The sequence below is a fragment of the Desulfococcus multivorans genome (assembly GCF_001854245.1).
Lineage (GTDB): Bacteria > Desulfobacterota > Desulfobacteria > Desulfobacterales > Desulfococcaceae > Desulfococcus > Desulfococcus multivorans.
Genome location: NZ_CP015381.1, coordinates 1084717 through 1101637, shown reverse-complemented (window position 1 = coordinate 1101637; position 16921 = coordinate 1084717). Strand labels below are relative to the sequence as shown.

Annotated in this window: 14 protein-coding genes; 5 read left to right on the top strand and 9 right to left on the bottom strand. The window is 56.0% G+C overall.

What is annotated here, in order from left to right:
• Nucleotides 1–217 precede the first annotated feature (217 nt).
• From dmul_RS04660 to dmul_RS04630, 7 genes are all read right to left on the bottom strand, one after another.
• Entirely contained in the window at nt 218–1573 is a 1356-nt protein-coding gene (locus tag dmul_RS04660) for a glycosyltransferase family 2 protein (protein ID WP_020876913.1), read from the bottom strand.
• 325 nt (nt 1574–1898) lie between these two features.
• Nucleotides 1899–2279, bottom strand: a complete 381-nt coding sequence (locus tag dmul_RS04655; RefSeq protein ID WP_020876912.1) for a hypothetical protein — start codon at nt 2277–2279, stop codon at nt 1899–1901.
• A 475-nt stretch (nt 2280–2754) separates the two neighbouring features.
• Nucleotides 2755–3831 carry a hypothetical protein gene (locus dmul_RS04650; protein WP_020876911.1) on the bottom strand — a complete coding sequence of 359 codons (1077 nt, stop codon included), beginning with the start codon at nt 3829–3831 and terminating at the stop codon, nt 2755–2757.
• A gap of 166 nt (nt 3832–3997) precedes the next feature.
• Complete coding sequence (locus dmul_RS04645) at nt 3998–5383, bottom strand: sigma-54-dependent transcriptional regulator (protein ID WP_052018571.1); 1386 nt, start codon at nt 5381–5383, stop codon at nt 3998–4000.
• A complete protein-coding gene (locus dmul_RS04640; protein WP_144016487.1) occupies nt 5376–5870 on the bottom strand; it encodes a hypothetical protein in 495 nt (164 codons plus the stop codon). The genes dmul_RS04645 and dmul_RS04640 overlap by 8 nt, the downstream gene beginning before the upstream one ends.
• Before the next feature lie 8 nt (nt 5871–5878).
• The gene (locus dmul_RS04635) at nt 5879–7324 is read right to left on the bottom strand and encodes a sensor histidine kinase (RefSeq protein ID WP_020876908.1); all 1446 of its coding nucleotides are present in this window, start codon (nt 7322–7324) and stop codon (nt 5879–5881) included.
• Nucleotides 7325–7532: 208 nt separating this feature from the next.
• Nucleotides 7533–8354 (bottom strand): M48 family metallopeptidase, encoded by an 822-nt coding sequence (locus dmul_RS04630; protein WP_020876907.1) that lies wholly within the window; start codon nt 8352–8354, stop codon nt 7533–7535.
• A gap of 279 nt (nt 8355–8633) precedes the next feature.
• Between dmul_RS04630 and dmul_RS04625 the strand changes: the two genes are divergently transcribed.
• The 5 genes from dmul_RS04625 (at nt 8634) to dmul_RS04605 (ending at nt 16254) form a co-directional block, all read left to right on the top strand.
• Nucleotides 8634–9179: a gamma carbonic anhydrase family protein gene (locus dmul_RS04625; RefSeq protein WP_020876906.1), complete on the top strand. Its 546-nt coding sequence runs from the start codon at nt 8634–8636 to the stop codon at nt 9177–9179.
• A 277-nt stretch (nt 9180–9456) separates the two neighbouring features.
• Complete coding sequence (locus dmul_RS04620) at nt 9457–10077, top strand: DUF3786 domain-containing protein (RefSeq protein ID WP_020876905.1); 621 nt, start codon at nt 9457–9459, stop codon at nt 10075–10077.
• Nucleotides 10078–10167: 90 nt separating this feature from the next.
• A complete protein-coding gene (locus tag dmul_RS04615; protein ID WP_020876904.1) occupies nt 10168–12519 on the top strand; it encodes an SLC13 family permease in 2352 nt (783 codons plus the stop codon).
• Nucleotides 12520–12683: 164 nt separating this feature from the next.
• A complete protein-coding gene (locus dmul_RS04610) occupies nt 12684–14237 on the top strand; it encodes an acyl-CoA carboxylase subunit beta (RefSeq protein WP_020876903.1) in 1554 nt (517 codons plus the stop codon).
• Between the two features lie 7 nt (nt 14238–14244).
• Nucleotides 14245–16254 (top strand): acetyl-CoA carboxylase biotin carboxylase subunit, encoded by a 2010-nt coding sequence (locus dmul_RS04605; RefSeq protein ID WP_020876902.1) that lies wholly within the window; start codon nt 14245–14247, stop codon nt 16252–16254.
• Between the two features lie 170 nt (nt 16255–16424).
• Here the strand turns inward: dmul_RS04605 and dmul_RS04600 are convergent, their stop codons facing one another.
• Complete coding sequence (locus tag dmul_RS04600) at nt 16425–16640, bottom strand: hypothetical protein (RefSeq protein WP_020876901.1); 216 nt, start codon at nt 16638–16640, stop codon at nt 16425–16427.
• 12 nt (nt 16641–16652) lie between these two features.
• Nucleotides 16653–16829, bottom strand: a complete 177-nt coding sequence (locus dmul_RS20130; protein WP_020876900.1) for a hypothetical protein — start codon at nt 16827–16829, stop codon at nt 16653–16655.
• Nucleotides 16830–16921: the final 92 nt, after the last annotated feature.

Below are 16921 nucleotides of genomic sequence, written 5' to 3'. Positions count from 1 at the left end.
ACGCAACAGCAACCCCATCCCGGTCAAACCATGCAGGGCAAGACCGGTTTACCGATAATATAAGCCGATCTGCTCAGCAGGCCCTGAATAGGGATGCGAACGAGGAGCCCGGATGTACCGAGGTCGCTTTTCTCGGAAAAGCGACCTCGGTTTTTGGTGAGCGCGCTTGAATCCCGCACGCCTGTCGAATGGAATCGGCGAATATGTTCGGCAGACCCTATTCGCCTTTTTGGGCCGCGGGTGCAAGCAAAGGATTCGCCTGGCTTTTCAGGTCCCGCGTCAGCCAACCCGTCCGGTGGGGCGTGAACAAGGCATACAGACTGATCCAGGACAGGCCGATGAGCCAGAAAAGGCTGTAGGGGATCGCCCACAGGAAATTGCTGTCCTTGTGCCGAGAAAGGTAGAACAGCCCGGGGATCATGGAAAAAAGAATCGCACCCGTAACCATGTTGAAGAAAAACAACGTGGGAAATGCAGCCAGAATGGTCAGAGACCAGATCTTGAGGATTTCACCGATGGTCATCCGATGCAGATGAAGGAGCAGGTTGATGCGCGCCCCGAGAGCCGGCGTCCTGCGAAACCTTTTGAAGATAAATTTTGCCATGACGATCGTCTCGCGCACATTGGAGCGGGCCCATCGCAGAAACATCTTGGCGAGCCCCATGTAAGCGGTGGGCACCTCGGTATACACCACGGCATTTTTGGCAAAATGGACATGGTAGCCGTTCTTGAGGATCAGGTTGGTCAAAGCGCGGTCCTCTCCGATATTGGCGGGTTGTCCAAAAAAAGTCTGGTGGAGCCATTGTTTGAGTACGGGGCCGACGACGCTCCGCCGATAGGCGGACAATGCCCCTGGAGTGGTCATTACCGTGTTGACCCGGCTCTGGGAGGCCCGGATGAAATCAAAGCTGAAGGTGAAGCTGACATCCAGCATCTTGGGAATGATGCCTGCCGCGGTGTTGAGCACCCGAACGTTGCCGGCGACGCCCCCTACCATGGGGTCGCGAACGAAGGGGCTGACGAGATGGCGAAGGGTCGAGGCATCCACCTCGGAATCGCTGTCGATGGTCACCAAAATATCCCCCCGGCTGCGCTGAAACCCCTCATAAAGGGCACGGCGCTTTCCGCTGTTTTCAGCCAGGCGGATCAATTCCACCCGATCTCCCAGCTCTCTTTCGGCCTGCTTCATCCAGCGCCAGGTGTCGTCCTTACTGCCGTCGTCAACAGTGATGATCTGCAGTTTCTCGACGGGATAATCACTGGCCGCCACGCTGCGGAGGGTATAGAGCACCTGAGCGCCCTCGTTGTACGCCGGCACGATAACCGAACAGAGGGGCAGCTCCTGATCGGTGCAGGCTGCTGCGGGACGGTAAGTGTAAACGAGATAGACGCGCCACACCAGGGCCGCCAGGGCGATCCAGAGGGAAATCCGGACCACGCCGACCGACCATGAGGTCTCCCGGTGGTAGACGAAAATTTCCAGCATCTCCAGATAGTCGCCCCAGAACACCCCATATGCGACCGGCAAAACCGCCAAAAGTCCAATGATGAGACCTTTGACGGATCGGTCCATCGTCCTCTGATCCAGCCATTTGGACCCGGCCGAGAGAAAAGACGATATTGAAGGACCACCCGGGACTTTAAACAAAGATGTTTTGTTTTTCAATGAAACACCATCCTTAAGCTAATGTTGCAAAGCGTTTTTTCGGATCCTGCGACGTCGAACACCGCACACGCCGGGCGAGAGCGGCCGATTTTTACAGCAGATCGCTTTGTCTGGACAAACCGCCGACGGTCAAATCGAAATCTCGCAGGTCGATTTCAAGTTTCAAAAGCGGAAAGGCGGCGCCGCCGCCTTTCCAGGTGATACATTCCAACGAGATGATGGACTGATATTCTTATTCAAGGATCGTGTAATCGTGCACTTCAACGGATGCCCGTCCCTCTTCTTCCAGGACGGTGCCTTTGATCTGGATTTTCTTGCCGATCATGGACTTCACTTCCGCTCCCTGACCCGTATCGGCCAACTCATAAACATACCCGCTGTCATCGACGAGTTGGCTGCTGTCATTGATCATTCCGGACACCACGATCTGATCACCGCCGGGCGCAACCGCTTCAGCATCGGTCCCGGGGTCCCGGGGTTCCATAACGCCGGACTTCCCGGTTTCAGCCTCGGACTTGTCTTCTCCGGACCAACCGGCATGCCCCGTACCGATCAGGGCCAATGTTATGGCCAATCCAATTGCAAGGACATACCATGCATACTTTTTCTTCATGGTGAGAACCTCCCTGATAAGGGTTCAATGGCTTATCCCCTGGCAAAGGCCGCTTCCGGGAGCTGCCGTAACGCTTCGAGCAGCAAAGCCGTTCGTTGCAACGTTGAGAAGCAACAAGCATGCCATATTTGGAATATATAAAAATAATACAATAAAAACAGTGAGTTTTGACACAATCGAAGGCACAACTCATGGATGCATGTGTAGGCAAAACCCTACAATATTTGCGGACGCTCTTCGCGGAAACACGCTAAGCAGCGGCCATCCCTGCTGAAATTCACTGAAGGGATTTTCCTTCATCGGATTTTCGGGGGGTGTCTGCAGGCGCAATCATGCTGCTTACGGGCTGTGACGGGCGTCGTGAAAGGCGTGATTCCGGCAGAAGCACTCATGCTGGAAGGCTGCCCATGGCTCCAGGATGTGATTTTCGGATGTATAAATAAAGGGGAGCAGTCGCTGAAACGGGTCGGAAAGGTTAACTCGGCTCGGTCAACAAGGTTCGAAATGCCGTCGGATCATGAGCAAACAACTGAATACTCTCCCTGAGACCGCGGCTTTCCACCACTGCAATGCCCTGTTGCAGGAAACGGTACTTGTCAAACCGGGCCTTGGTTTCGAGGTCGGCGTGAACCCACGCCATCGGAAGCGTTGGAATTCGTTTGATCACCACATCCGGGATGAGTTTGTAGACGAGGCCGCCCACAATGGCCTCCTCCACCATAAGCCACTCGTGCATCATCTGTTGAATTTCCGGCAGAGAAGGGCTCTCTTTTTTTCGGACTAACGCATCCATAATGGCCTTTTCCGTGTATTTTCGAAGCGCGATGTGCAGCGTCTCTTCCAAGGGCGTCATCAGCACGGTATATGGGTTGGCCGAAACACTTTTCCAGACGGTATGCCGGTCCCGAACAAATTCCCAGTCATGAGTCTCTTCCGAATACTGAAGATTGCTGGCGTAAGAGCCGACTTCGTTAACCGTCATCCGGCCGGAAAGACTGATCTCGATGCGTTTCCGGTCATTACCGCTGAATTGATACCGGGCGATATATTCCCTGGCAAGATCCTGGACAATAATCGCTTTAACGCCCTGATTGTCAACAAGGTTCGGACGCTCTTCAACAATCGTCGAGATGGAACAATAAGGGTTAACCAGGCCTGTTCGGGCCAACAGATCCTCGATGACTTCTCTGCAGTAGTCGGCGAACAATTCGGCGACGTCCCCTCGATTTTCCGGTGCATAAAGAAGCCTGTGGGACAGTTTCTCCAGGTGCCAACGAATTTTCCGGGTTCCCAGGTCGTCACGAATACGCTGGATCAGTTTCGAATGTGTGTTGAGGTACGCCAGGCTGGCGTTGTGGACGGTTTCTTCATAGTCCTCTTCAAAGTCGGTAAGCGCCATGAAATCAGGAGACTGATCAGATGGACGAAGCAGGTTCGGCAGATGGTGGTAGCTGTTGTCCTCGCCAAGCTGTGTCGCCCGACCTGAGCCCGCAACGAACACACCTGCGAATATCACGATCAACAGGGTTGAAAACACATTCAATCTATGCATCTTTCACACATCCCCGTTTCATTCTCTCCCTGACACATCGTTCTGACTCAACTGTCGACTTTCATGATGGTGAGCGGAAAGATACGGTCTATGAAAGTTGAGGGTCTTATTTCTTTTCGGCGGGATGCCGGATATCCGGAGTTTAGATTCCAATCTCAACGCAACCTCATCGTTTATCCCGGAAATCCATGGGATCCAATCCGTGCTTGCGAAGCAGAACATAAAAATCGGCCCGGTATTTGCCTGCTGTTTTCGCCGCTTGGCTGACGTTTCCCCCGCTTAGCTCCAAAAGCTGTATAAGATATTCTTTTTCAAAGGTTTCCTTGGCATCCCGAAAAGACGGAATGGTGTCTTTCTCATCCATCGGGCCGGTAATCAGGTCCGAAGTGATCGTATCACCTGCAGCCATGGCCACCGCATATTCCATTACGTTTTCCAACTCTCGCACATTGCCCGGCCACTTCGATTCCATCAACTTTCGGACGACGGCCGGCTCAATTGTTTTTATGGATTTGCCCGACCCTTCACTGAATTCGGCAAGAAAATGTTCGGCCAACGGCAGGATATCCTCCTTTCTGTCCCGAAGCGGCGGAAGTAAAATGGGAATCACATGGATCCGGTAAAAAAGATCCTCGCGAAACAATCCTTCCTGTATCCGCTTCTCCAGGTTACGATTCGAGGCCGCGATGATCCTGACATCGACCGTGATCTTTTTGTTGCCGCCCAAAGGATAAAATTCCCGCTCCTCCAGAATACGAAGGATCTTGGCCTGCATGGGAAGGGACAATTCGGATATTTCATCGAAGAAAAAGCTGCCCCCGTCGGCTCTGGCAAACAGTCCTTCCCGCCGCCGATCGGCGCTCGTAAAGGCACCCTTCTCATAGCCCAGCAGTTCGCTTTCAAGCAGATTTTCAGGGATCGCGGCACAGTTGATCGCGATGAACGGACCGGACTTTCTCGTGCTGAGGCCATGAAGACACCGGGCGATCAACTCCTTGCCGGTTCCGCTTTCACCTTCGATGTACACATTGGCATCGGTCACGGCGGCCCGGGCGACCTTGGCCAGCACGGCTTTCATGAGGCTGCTTCTGGCGATAATCCGGGCACAGGCCCCGGGGAGATCTCCAGCATCGGTCTCGAATGGACTTTTTCCGCGATCCGGTACGGCTTTTTCCAGGCAGGCTGCAATCTGTTGAAGCAGTTCTTCGCCGTCAAACGGCTTGGTCAGGTAATTGGATGCACCGCGCTTCACGGCATCCACCGCTTTTGCGATGGTGCCATATGCGGTCAGGATAATCACGGGCAGATCCGGTTGCGCCACCTGCAGTTTTTCCATCAGGGATACGCCGTCTTCGCCGTCCAGCTTGTAATCAATGACGGCAAGATCGATGATGTTGTCTTTTGCCAACGCCAGGGCTTCTCGACCGTTGGCAGCCGGCAGCACGCGGTAGCCGTGGGAACCGAGCCGCATTCTCATCACCTCGAGGATGCTCGGTTCATCATCGACCGTCAATATGGTGGCGGTGTACCGCTGGTCCTTTACATCATTCATGAGGAGATTCGTCACCGAGTTTGGGAGGTTGAAGTTCAAGATCCACAGCCTTCAGTTGCTCGAGCTGTCTTTCCAGCATTCGGATCTCTTTACGCTGGGATTGAATGATTTTCTTCAGGTCTCGGGTCTCGGTTTCGCGGGCCGAGAATTCATTCAAGGCAGCGGCCCAACACCGGGAAGCCGGGCCGTATACCGCATCCGGAAATGAAACCTCCAGCGTTTTGAAACAACGAATCGCGTCGTTACGAATGCCCGCGGGGTTATCCGGAGCCGACAGCACGATACCCAGAAGATGCACGGCCCGATCGGAAAATCGTCCACTGCAGCAGGATATCGCCTCTCTGACGGCATTCATTGCGCCTGAATAGTCTTTTTTATCCAGGAATAATTCCGCCTGATCCAGCAACCGCGATTCCTGTCGATCCTCCGGGCTGTAGGGCTCCGGCACCAAAGGCCTGGGAGCCGTCCGGCATCCGATCGTCATCATCAGAAACATTAAGCATGCGGCAAAGAAAAGTAAAACGTGCTGCCGGTGCCTTTTTTGCTTTCCACCCATATGGTGCCTCCATGGGCCGTCACAATGTGCTTAGCGATCGCTAAACCCAGACCTGAGCCCCTTGGGATATCTTTTCCTTTTTCAATACTTCTGAATTTTTCAAAAATACTTTCAAGATGTTCCGGATCGATTCCACAGCCCGTATCGGCGACGGAAACCAGGATGTTGTCCCGGCCGGACTCCGAAACCAGGATTTCCAGGGCAACGCTGCCTTCGGAATCCGTGAACTTCAAGGCGTTGCCGATCAGGTTTTCAAGCAGTTGATTCAGCTTCTCCGCATCCGCCACGACCGGCGGCAGGTTTGGCCGGGGATTGAAATGCAGGCGAATTTTTCTGGCCTGTGCGATAGGGCTGAGCTTGAAAACAGTGGACTGAATCACATCATTCAGGTCGATTTCCTCAAATTCATAATCCATCATCCCGCTCTCCATCCGGGACAAATCAAGGATGCGGTTGACTGAAACGATGAGCCGCTTGCATTCATCACGAACGATTGTCAGCAGACGGCGACTACTTTCCGGATCATCCTGGAAGGTGCCGGCGATCAGCATCTCAGAGGCTTCCCATATGGCGGTCAGCGGTGTCCTGAGGTCATGGGACACATGACTGACAAAATCCTCCTTCAGTTCATCAAGCGCTTTGAGCCTCTCGCTCATGACGTTGAAGTCTTCAGCCAGGTTACGGATTTCCGGAGGGGCCCGCATCACCTCCACGGTTACGAAGCGGCCGGCGGCAATCTCGCGCGTTGTACGCTGGAGCGCCAGAATGGGGCGGACGATGCGCCTCGTGGTCAGCAGAGAAATCACGAGGCCTGCCAAAATACAAGCTGCCGCGAAACCCACGGTCAATCGGAAAATCCTTGCGCTGATGGTTTGGGATTGACGGATTTTCTCGTTTCTTGCCTTGTTGCCCGCCAAAAAAATCTGATTCAGGGATGCGGTAATCTTATGAATCCGCTTATCTCTTTCAGACACATAGCCCGCGGAAGGCGCGACATCGGACCGGGTTGCCAGGATATCCACCCGCTTGAAGTATTTTTGACTCAATTCCTGGGCATGTTGGAGAAAACGCTTCGATTCGGTTTCGGAAAGAAGTGCGCTCAGTTTTTCCAGCTGTTTCAGAAATTCCTGCCGCCGTTTTAAAAAAAGCGCATAGAAATCCTTGTCTCTGGAGATCCAGTATTTTTTTTCAAGAGCGACCAGACCATAAAGTCCTGTAGACAAGGATTCCGCCATCAAAATAACGTCGCTGTCGACGCCGGCCGCAAGATGAGTGATCCGGGTGAGTTGGTTGAGTTGGAACGCGGTATAACCGCCGAAGGAAAGCACCATGAACATGATCGCCAGGTAGCCTGCCGTCAGGCGTTGAAAAATTGTCAATCTCATAACCTTCGGTTCATCCCCCGCATCTGATATTATATTGATATCACACTGGGCGCGCTCAATAAACACCTATTGAAGTCGGCGGTCCTTGACGACATGAACATCACCAGCGTGCACATCCCCAGGGATGCAGCGGTGAAGGTTAGGGGAAAAGATCATTCAAGACCGAAAATATCGACCGCCAAGGCCGAGTCAATGGCTCGGCCGGTCTCTATACGCCAAAAGGCCAAAACATTTTCAGCCGGCGCCAAATCCGGTCCTTAAGAGACAATTCCGTCGATACACGAGGATCGTACCCGTCCGCCATCAGCCGGTTTGCCCGTGTTCCCGGGGATGGGTGACTCGACAGGAAGGAGTGGCCGTTGCCCAGGGTCGCTAATTTGTTCAGAGCGGAAACAGCAGGCTGTCGGTCATATCCCCGTTTTCTCAAATAGAGCACACCGTAATCATCCGCCTCCCGCTCTTCCTGTTGGGAAAACTGGGCGTTGAGCAACGTTTCGGCAAACGCCCCGACGGCGGATCCGGCGATGGCACCGATCTCGTTTTGCTGAGAGGCGATCGCCTTCCGGACGGCGCTGCCGGCATAGGCCAACATGATCTTTTCCTTGATGTGTTTCGCCGCCACGTGGCCCATCTCGTGACCGATCACAAAAAGCAGTTCGCGATCGTCCAGAAGATCCATCAACCCGCCATAAATCCGGATGGTCCCGTCAGCCATGGCAAAGGCGTTGACCGTGGGCGAGAGATAGACCTTGAAATTGAATCCTTGACCGTCGTATCCGGCATCGTCGCCGACCAACCGGCGAAGCCGTCGCGCAAGAGGATGATCATGCGGCGCCACTGCGTGTTTCAGGTCCGATTCCCGGGCGACGCGAGCGGCCAGGCGCGCCACCTCTTCGTCGTCCAGGGTGACGGCCCGGACGGCATCGGCCCCGGCCTGAATCGCCAGATTGACATCGGTATCCTCGCACCCGACGACAAGCATGCACAGCATGACCAAAACCGATAAAAAGCTTCTATTCGCAGATTCCATATGCGGTGCTCTACATTTTTGAAGATCTGGTCCATCATTACCAGACACCCGTACCGGTTCAATCCACGCGCACCGGCTTTTTCCACTTCTGGATCAGCGGCCCGGACTGTTTGAGGGCAAGCGAGTTTCCGGAAATGTCAACCCCCTCAATTTTTCATTCTCTTTCTCGACATTTTATGCTAATTTGCCCATAATTTCCTCTTATCAAGGATGCGGGCCCCGGATCACCACCGGTTTGTAAAGTCTGAATACCACAAAACTCTCAAGGGAGCAGCCCCTATGTTGTATAAATTTGACGGGAAAACACCAAGGGTTTCCAAAACCGCGTATATCAGTGAAACCGCCACGGTCATCGGGGACGTGACCATCGGTGACAATTGTTACATAGGGCATGGTGCCATCCTGAGAGGCGATTACGGCAGAATTGTCATCGAATACGGAACAGCCGTCGAGGAGGGCGCAATCGTGCATGCGCCCCCCAATGAAGAAAATCGCATCAAGGACCAGGTCACCATCGGACATAATGCCGTTATTCACGGGGCGGTTATTGAAAAAATGGCGGTTGTTGGAATGGGTGCCATTACGAGTTTGTGGTCGGAAATCGGCGAAGGCGCCATTATCGCTGAAGGCGGTGTCGTCAAAGCACGACAGATTGTTCCGCCGATGGTCGTGGCAGCAGGCAATCCGGTGAAAATCGTCCGGGAGGTCAGCGAGAAAGACACTGAATTCTGGCGCTGGGGCAAAAAATTATATATCGAACTGGCTGAACGATATATCCAACATCCAATGGAACCGGTTACGGCGGTGTACCCTCCATCGGATTGAGGTTACCACCGCCGATTGACAAATAATCCTGAATAACATCGGACACAGATGCCTCTCCCCTTTTATCGCCCGGCCGGACGAACGATCCGCCCCTGACGAAAAGGAAACAGCAGCGTTGCGCATCCAGAAGACACTTTTCGATGAGAGAAATCCTGTCTGTCTCAAAACCAATGCTGCCGCACAAATTGTCTTACCGTATATCCCTGCCGGTCCTCGGCATGAAGCGCATCCGGAATTGGACTACTGATGTCACGCAAGAAAAGCATGGAAGAAAATGATGTCGAATCCATCAGATACCATAGAAAAAAATTATCAGCATTACCTGGCGCGCCTATCAGAGATCGACTTCGCCGAGATCGGAAAAAAGCCGGGTATTGAGTATGACGCCGGGGTCATAACCCTGCCTTTTTTCAACACGCGTTTTTTCATTTCCAACGGCGGCATCGTGGATGCATCCGGGAATCGCCCCGAGTATTCGGTCATGGTGATTCTTTCAAAATATCTACTGTCCTATCCGGACGTCCTCCATCATGAGACGGACTGGACGGCCTTCAAGGATTTCAAAAAGATTGCACAGTTTACAAACGTCAACTATTTTGCCAGCGACACCGTAAGGGCCATTGAAAACCATTTTTCGAACCGCCTGAAGGATCTCGAAACGGCGTGTGCCGAACTGAACGGCGTTCACCAGGAAATGGAAACGGCATACGATGTGTCTGTCCGGTTCGATGCATTGCCTCACATCGCGCTGTTGCTGCTGTTCAATGATCGTGATGACGAATTTCCCGCAACATGCACCGTACTGTTTCAGAAACGCGCGGAATATTATCTCGACCCAGAATCGCTGGCGATGACCAGCGCCTATCTGGCTCGACGCTTGAGGCAACAGGCTTGTTGAGTTTTTTTAATGGAAACCTCGACTTTCGGCTTTTGTTAGTTTCGCCCCCTGTTATGAAATCTGATTCTCACCAGTTTTAAGGAGCACTTTTTGTCATTTGACCTCATTGCACTGTTGACGATTGTCTCGACGGCATTCGTATTGTTTATCGGCGGCTGGGTACGGGTCGATGTGGTGGGGCTGCTGGTCCTGGCGGCCCTGGCGTTGACGGGACTGGTCACCACGGCGGAGGCACTGGCCGGCTTCAGCAGCCCGGCGGTGGTCACCGTCTGGGCTTTGTTCATTCTGTCGGCGGGGCTCACACGCACCGGCATCGCCCATCAGCTCGGACAGCCGTTGCAGCGCTTTTCCAAAAAGAGTGAAGCCGTGCTCATCGTGGCCTTGATGACCGCCGCAAGCCTGCTGTCCGCCCTCATCAACACCGTGACGGTGGCCGCCATTCTGCTGCCGTCGACCATGGAGCTGGCAAGGCGGAGCGAGCGGCCGCCCTCCCGACTGCTCATGCCGCTGGCCCTCGGATGTCTCCTTGGCGGTCCGTTTACCGGTATCTCCACACCGCCCAACATTCTAGTAACCGACGCGCTCCGAAATGCCGGCCTGGAACCTTTCGCCATCTTCGATTTCACACCCATCACCGCGGTTATCGTGACGGCCGGCATCGCCTTCATGGTACTCATCGGCCGCCGTCTCCTCCCCCGGCACACTACCGGCGGAGATACCGGCGATCGCCGAACATTGGGGGCCTCCTACCAACTTGATACACATATCTTTACCACACACATTCCAGCGGGATCGCCCCTTGACGGCCGCACCCTCGCCGAGAGCCGACTGGGGTCGGCCCTTTATCTGACGGTGCTGGCGCTCAAACGTAAGGGCATCATGATGCTCGCACCCCGTCCGGAAAGCGTGCTGCAGTCGGGAGACATTCTTATCGTGCACGGTAACCCCGACATGGCGCAACGCTATCATGGCAGTCTGCACCTCCAGGTCGAATCGTTAGACCGGGTTAAAGATTTTTTCCCGAAATGCCTGCAAGCAGCCGAGGTCCTGATCCCCGAAGGATCGCCGCTCATCGGATCCACCCTGGCGGAAAGCGGCCTGCGACGGGAGCATCGCGTTCACGTCATTGCGCTCCACTGTCCCATCGAAGGCGATGTCCAGAACCTGCGACGTCACAAAATCACGGCAGGCGATCGGCTGTTGTTACAGGGGGAACCGGAAGCACTGGAAGCGCTGTCGCGTCAGGAGTTCGTCTCGGCATTACGTTTCGTGGCGGCGGACGACCTGAAATCCCTTGCCGGCGGCCGCACCGAGCTGCTCTCGGTGCGGGTTCCGCAGGGCTCGGTCCTGGCCGATCACGATCTGGTGGAGAGTCGCCTGGGAAACGCATTCGGTCTTACCGTCGTCGGTCTTGTGCGGGATGATTCTCTGTTGTGCATGCCTTCTCCAACCGAAAAGGTGCAGGCGGGCGATCTGCTTGTGCTCCAAGGCTCTGCCAGGGATCTTCAAGTACTTGAATGCCTGCAGGATCTGGAGATCGAAGCCCAGTCCCCGACGCTGATTGCCGAGCTGGAATCCCAGCAGATCGGTGCGACGGAAGTACTGCTCTCCCCAAGGACCACCCTTGCGGGACAAACGCTTGCCGAGTTGCTGTTTCGTGAACGTTACGGCATCAGTGTGCTGGCCGTCTGGCGCAGGGGCCGCGCCTATCGCACCGGGCTTCAGGACATGCCGCTGCAGTTCGGTGACGCCCTACTGGTTTATGGAAACAGACGCAACCTGGAGGCCCTGGCCCGCAACCCCGATTTTCTCGTTCTGGACGAGGCCGCCGCGCGGGCACCCCGTCTGGAAAAAGCGCACATCGCCGTGGCCGTTATGCTGGCCGTCCTCTTGAGCGCCATTCTCGGCTTTGTTCCCATTTCAATTGCCGCCGTCGCCGGGGCGACCGTAATGGTACTTTTCGGATGCCTGAGCATGGAAGAGGCCTATCGGGCCATCGAATGGAAGGTGGTGTTTCTGATCGCCGGCATGTTGCCGTTGGGGGCGGCCATCGAAAATACCGGAGCAGCCCAGATGGGAGCTTCGGCGCTGATCGCCGCAGTCGGGGATTTCGGCCCTCGATGGGTGGTCGCCGCCCTCTTTACCGTGACGGTAATCGGCACGCAGATCATCCCCACGGCGGCGTTGGTCGTGTTGATGACGCCGGTGGCACTCAGCGCCGCCGACACCTTGGGGATCTCGCCGCATCTGTTAATGATGACCGTGGCCATATCGGCTTCCTCGAGCTTTGCCAGCCCCTTGTCACATCCTGCCCATCTGCTGGTTATGAGCCCGGGGGGCTATCGCTTTCTCGATTATGTGAAGGTCGGCGTTCCCATTACGATCATTTCGCTGCTCGTGTCGGTCGGATTGCTTCCCATTCTGTGGCCGCCCCACGGATAGGCAGTCGAATGTTCCGTCCGCGCCAGCACTTCCGGCGTACGAAGAGCTTTACTTTCGAGTTCCGGTTCTGATAATTTATTTTTTCATCTTTCAACTTTCATGATGGTGACCCGATAGCGGTGCCGGGCCCCAAACTTTCCCATTCTTTCGAAAAGGCAATGACCATGGATGCCCAATACAGTGCCACCCTTGAAACCCTCGAAACACTGCGGGCCGAGTCCCTGGCCGCAGGCGGCAAACGAAAAATCAACGCCCAGCACGAAAAGGGCAAGCTCAGCGCGCGGGAGCGGATCGATCTCCTTTTGGACGAAGGCACTTTCGAAGAATTCGATGTGCTCAAAACCGGACGCGGCGGGGCTTTGGAGGCTGAGAAAACCTACGCCGGCGACGGTGTGATCACCGGTCACGGCTCCATAGACGGCCGCGAGATCTTCGTGTTCAGCCAGGATTTTACCGTCATCGGAGGTTCCCTTGGAGAGGCCCATGCACAAAAAATCTGCAAGGTGATGGATCTGGCCGTCAAGGTGGGCGCGCCCATCATCGGCCTGAACGACTCCGGGGGCGCCCGCATCCAGGAAGGCGTAGATGCTCTGGCCGCCTACGGCGAAATCTTTCACAGAAACGTCGAAGCCAGCGGCGTCGTACCCCAGATATCCTGCATCATGGGCCCCTGCGCCGGCGGTGCGGTTTACAGTCCGGCCATCACCGATTTTGTTTTTATGGTGCAGGAATCTTCGTACATGTTCGTCACCGGGCCCAGCGTGGTCAAAACCGTCACCCACCAGGATATCACGGCGGAGGATCTGGGCGGGGCCGGGGTCCATGCCAGGGAAAGCGGCGTTTCCCACTTCACCCTCCCCAACGACGTGCTTTGCCTGCGCGAGGTTCGGCGTCTTATCAGCTATCTGCCTTCCAACAACCGACAAAGGGCACCGCTGTTGGACCTGCGCGATCCGGCGGACCGCACCGACCCGGCCCTTGACTATCTCATTCCCGGAAACCCCAACCAGACTTACGACATGAACGTGCTGATTTTCAGCATCCTCGACGGTGCCGAGTTCATGGAGGTCCACTCGGATTTCGCCCGCAACATCATCTGCGGCTTCGGCCGGTTGGGCGGCCAGACCGTCGGTCTGGTGGCCAACCAACCGGCAGTCCTCGCCGGTGTCCTGGACACCGACGCCTCCTTCAAGGCCGGTCGATTCGTCCGTTTCTGCGACGCCTTCAACATTCCTCTCATCGCCCTGGTGGATGTTCCGGGCTTCATGCCCGGCCCCGATCAGGAGCACGGCGGAATCATCCGCCACGGCGCCAAGCTGCTCTACGCCTTCACCGAAGCCACGGTGCCGCGTATTTCCGTTATCGTCCGAAAAGCATACGGCGGGGCCTATCTCGTCATGAACTCCAAACACATCCACTGCGACGTCAACTATGCCTGGCCGTCGGCGGAGATCGCGGTCATGGGGCCCAAAGGCGCCGCCGAGGTGATCTACCGCAGAGAGATTCAGTCCGCCCAGGACCCGGATGCGGTTCTGAACGAAAAAATGGCCCACTACCGCCGTACCTTCGCCAATCCGTTTCTGGCGGCCCAACGGGGCTATATCGACGACGTGATCTTTCCCCGCGATACTCGCCACCGACTCATCCGCACCCTGCAGGTGTTGGAAGGCAAGGAAGCCAGAAGGCCGAAACGCAAACACGGAAACATTCCCCTGTGAGGCATGCATGTTCGAGAAGATTCTGATCGCCAACCGCGGCGAAATCGCCGTCCGCATCATCCGCACCTGCCGAAAATTGGGCATCGGCACCGTAGCCGTCTATTCCGACGCGGACAGCCGAAGCCTCCATGTGCAAACGGCCGATGAGGCCGTGCACATCGGAAAGCCCCATGCCCAGATGTCCTATCTCAACGCCGACAAGATCATCTCCGTCGCCCAGGCCGCCGGCTGTCAGGCCGTTCACCCGGGCTACGGCTTCCTCTCGGAGAACCCCGCCTTCGCCCAAAGCGTCATGGAGGCCGGGCTCGTCTTCATCGGTCCGCCGGCCGCCGTCATCGCCGCCATGGGCGATAAGATCGCGGCAAAGGCCTTGGCCGTCAAGGCCGGCGTTCCGATCATCCCAGGCCACGCCGATGCGCTGGACACCGAAGACGATGCCCTGGCCGCGGCGGACGCCGTCGGCTATCCGATCCTGCTCAAGCCTGCGGCCGGCGGGGGCGGAAAAGGGATGCGCATCGTCCGAAAACCCGAGGAAATGAAAGCCGCCTTTTCGGCCGGCCGCCAGGAGACCCTGAAGTCCTTCGGGGACAGTCGGATTTTCCTGGAACGGTATATCGAAAAGCCGCGGCATGTGGAGATTCAGATCCTGGCCGATGCCTTCGGTGGTGTCGTCCATCTGGGAGAGCGGGAATGCTCCATCCAGCGCCGCTACCAGAAGATCATCGAGGAGTCGCCGTCCCCGGCCGTCTCCGAGGCCTTGCGCCGGCACATGGGTCAAGCCGCCTGCGACCTGGCCCGACAGGCCGGCTATGTCAATGCCGGAACGGTGGAGTTCGTTCTGGACGAACACGACGAATTTTACTTTCTGGAAATGAACACGCGGCTCCAGGTGGAACATCCGGTCACTGAAATGGTCACAGGACTGGATCTTGTGGCGCTTCAAATGGAAATTGCCGCAGGGGAAAGGCTCCCCTTCGACCAGGAGGGCATCACTTTCACCGGCTGGGCCATGGAGGCGCGCATCTGCGCCGAAGACCCCGATCGGGGATTCATCCCGTCCACCGGCATGATCACCCGTTATGCGGAACCCAGGGGAAGCGCCGTCAGGGTCGACAGCGGCGTCCAGACCGGGAGCTACATCGGCGTCTATTACGACTCCATGATGGCCAAGGCCATCTGCTGCGGCAATGACCGGGAGGAAGCCCGTATTCGGCTGGTGGAAGCCCTGAACGGCTATCACATCGAGGGCGTGGTCACCAACATCGATTTCGTCAACAGCATCCTGTGCCATCCGGCATTCGTCCGGGGAAACCTGGCCACGGACTTCATCGATCGGCACTTCGAAGGCAGCCGACCGAAAATTTCCGAGGACCGCAGGGCGTTGGAATTAGCGGCTCTGACGGCGGCATTGATCTACCATGTCCGCACAGTTGCCGTCCGCGATTCCCTCCGGCCCATGGTGTCGCGGATCGGCGGGAAAAAAGCCGTGGAGAGCGCCCACCGTTACACTGTCCGGTCTGGAAACGAGGTGATGGACATCCTTCTCGAGGGCGTAACGGCCGGCCGCCACTGGACCGTCCATGTGGGATCCACGGTCTACGCGGTCGAAACGCCCGAGTTCGAGTTCTATCGTCGCCGTCTCAACCTCACTATCGACGGCAGGATACACCGCTTTCGGCTGCGGGTTGAGCAGTCCTTCATTCACGTCGCATTCAGCGGCATCACCCGCGTCTTCGAAATTTATACGCCCCGGGAGTGGGATCTCATGAAATACATGCCCACCCGAATCGAACGACCCGCAGACAACGTTCTCGTCTGCCCCATGCCCGGGCTGGTAGTGGGAATTCCCGTCCAGCCGGGAGACCGGGTATTCCGCGGACAGTCCCTGGTAGTACTCGAATCCATGAAGATGGAAAGCGATGTGGCCTCCCCGGTGGACGGCATCGTCTCGGAGGTCGTCAGCGCCGTCGGTCAGGCGGTGGAGGCCGGCGACGTGTTGATTCGGTTTCAGGCCTGAGGTAGCAAGCAATCCATCAATTTATACGGATAACGACGTGCCGCAGCCTTCATCGAAGGCGGGGCATGAAGAATTGGCACGAAACACGCGATGAAATCCAAGGGCCGCGGGCTTTTCAGCAACGAAAAACCGCGGCCCTTATGAACACGGGAAAGGTCCGTGCGAGAGGGTCAGTGCAGACCAAATCCCATGGATGCGTATTCACGAATGCTTTGACGGGCTTCGGTCAGGGTCTTTCCCAGATTCCAGGGTTCCATGAAGCCCTCCAGGTTCAATTTCCAACCGTCCTCATCCTGAAAAATATCGGCGTCCTCGCAGGACATGCCACAACCTTCCTCGCCGAGGACTTCATAAAGCGTTTTCAGGAGTTCGGTTTTATCGTTCATAAAAACCTCCTATCAAATGCCGCAAATTCCCATTTTGCAGTCTCGCCCCCTGGCCCGGCTGATCACGCCGCAGGCAAAGCCCAAAGGGACAATGGCCGCAAGAGCGATAAGCGCGTAGGGCAGAAAAAGATTGAACATCGTAAAGACAATCAATATCGCCACGGCGAGACCGGCGCATATGTTCAACATAATCCACCTCCTTGGGTGTCGGATTTTTGCGATCGCCTTTTCCGTCAATTCCCGGTTGAGAGCCGTCGTCATTCCGAATCGTATAATAAAAA

Coding starts and splice junctions, on each gene's coding strand:
- dmul_RS04660 (WP_020876913.1), bottom strand. CDS start 1,573: ATGGACCGATCCGTCAAAGGTCTCATCATTGGACTTTTGGCGGTTTTG.
- dmul_RS04655 (WP_020876912.1), bottom strand. CDS start 2,279: ATGAAGAAAAAGTATGCATGGTATGTCCTTGCAATTGGATTGGCCATA.
- dmul_RS04650 (WP_020876911.1), bottom strand. CDS start 3,831: ATGCATAGATTGAATGTGTTTTCAACCCTGTTGATCGTGATATTCGCA.
- dmul_RS04645 (WP_052018571.1), bottom strand. CDS start 5,383: ATGAATGATGTAAAGGACCAGCGGTACACCGCCACCATATTGACGGTC.
- dmul_RS04640 (WP_144016487.1), bottom strand. CDS start 5,870: ATGATGACGATCGGATGCCGGACGGCTCCCAGGCCTTTGGTGCCGGAG.
- dmul_RS04635 (WP_020876908.1), bottom strand. CDS start 7,324: ATGAGATTGACAATTTTTCAACGCCTGACGGCAGGCTACCTGGCGATC.
- dmul_RS04630 (WP_020876907.1), bottom strand. CDS start 8,354: ATGGAATCTGCGAATAGAAGCTTTTTATCGGTTTTGGTCATGCTGTGC.
- dmul_RS04625 (WP_020876906.1), top strand. CDS start 8,634: ATGTTGTATAAATTTGACGGGAAAACACCAAGGGTTTCCAAAACCGCG.
- dmul_RS04620 (WP_020876905.1), top strand. CDS start 9,457: ATGTCGAATCCATCAGATACCATAGAAAAAAATTATCAGCATTACCTG.
- dmul_RS04610 (WP_020876903.1), top strand. CDS start 12,684: ATGGATGCCCAATACAGTGCCACCCTTGAAACCCTCGAAACACTGCGG.
- dmul_RS04605 (WP_020876902.1), top strand. CDS start 14,245: ATGTTCGAGAAGATTCTGATCGCCAACCGCGGCGAAATCGCCGTCCGC.
- dmul_RS04600 (WP_020876901.1), bottom strand. CDS start 16,640: ATGAACGATAAAACCGAACTCCTGAAAACGCTTTATGAAGTCCTCGGC.
- dmul_RS20130 (WP_020876900.1), bottom strand. CDS start 16,829: ATGTTGAACATATGCGCCGGTCTCGCCGTGGCGATATTGATTGTCTTT.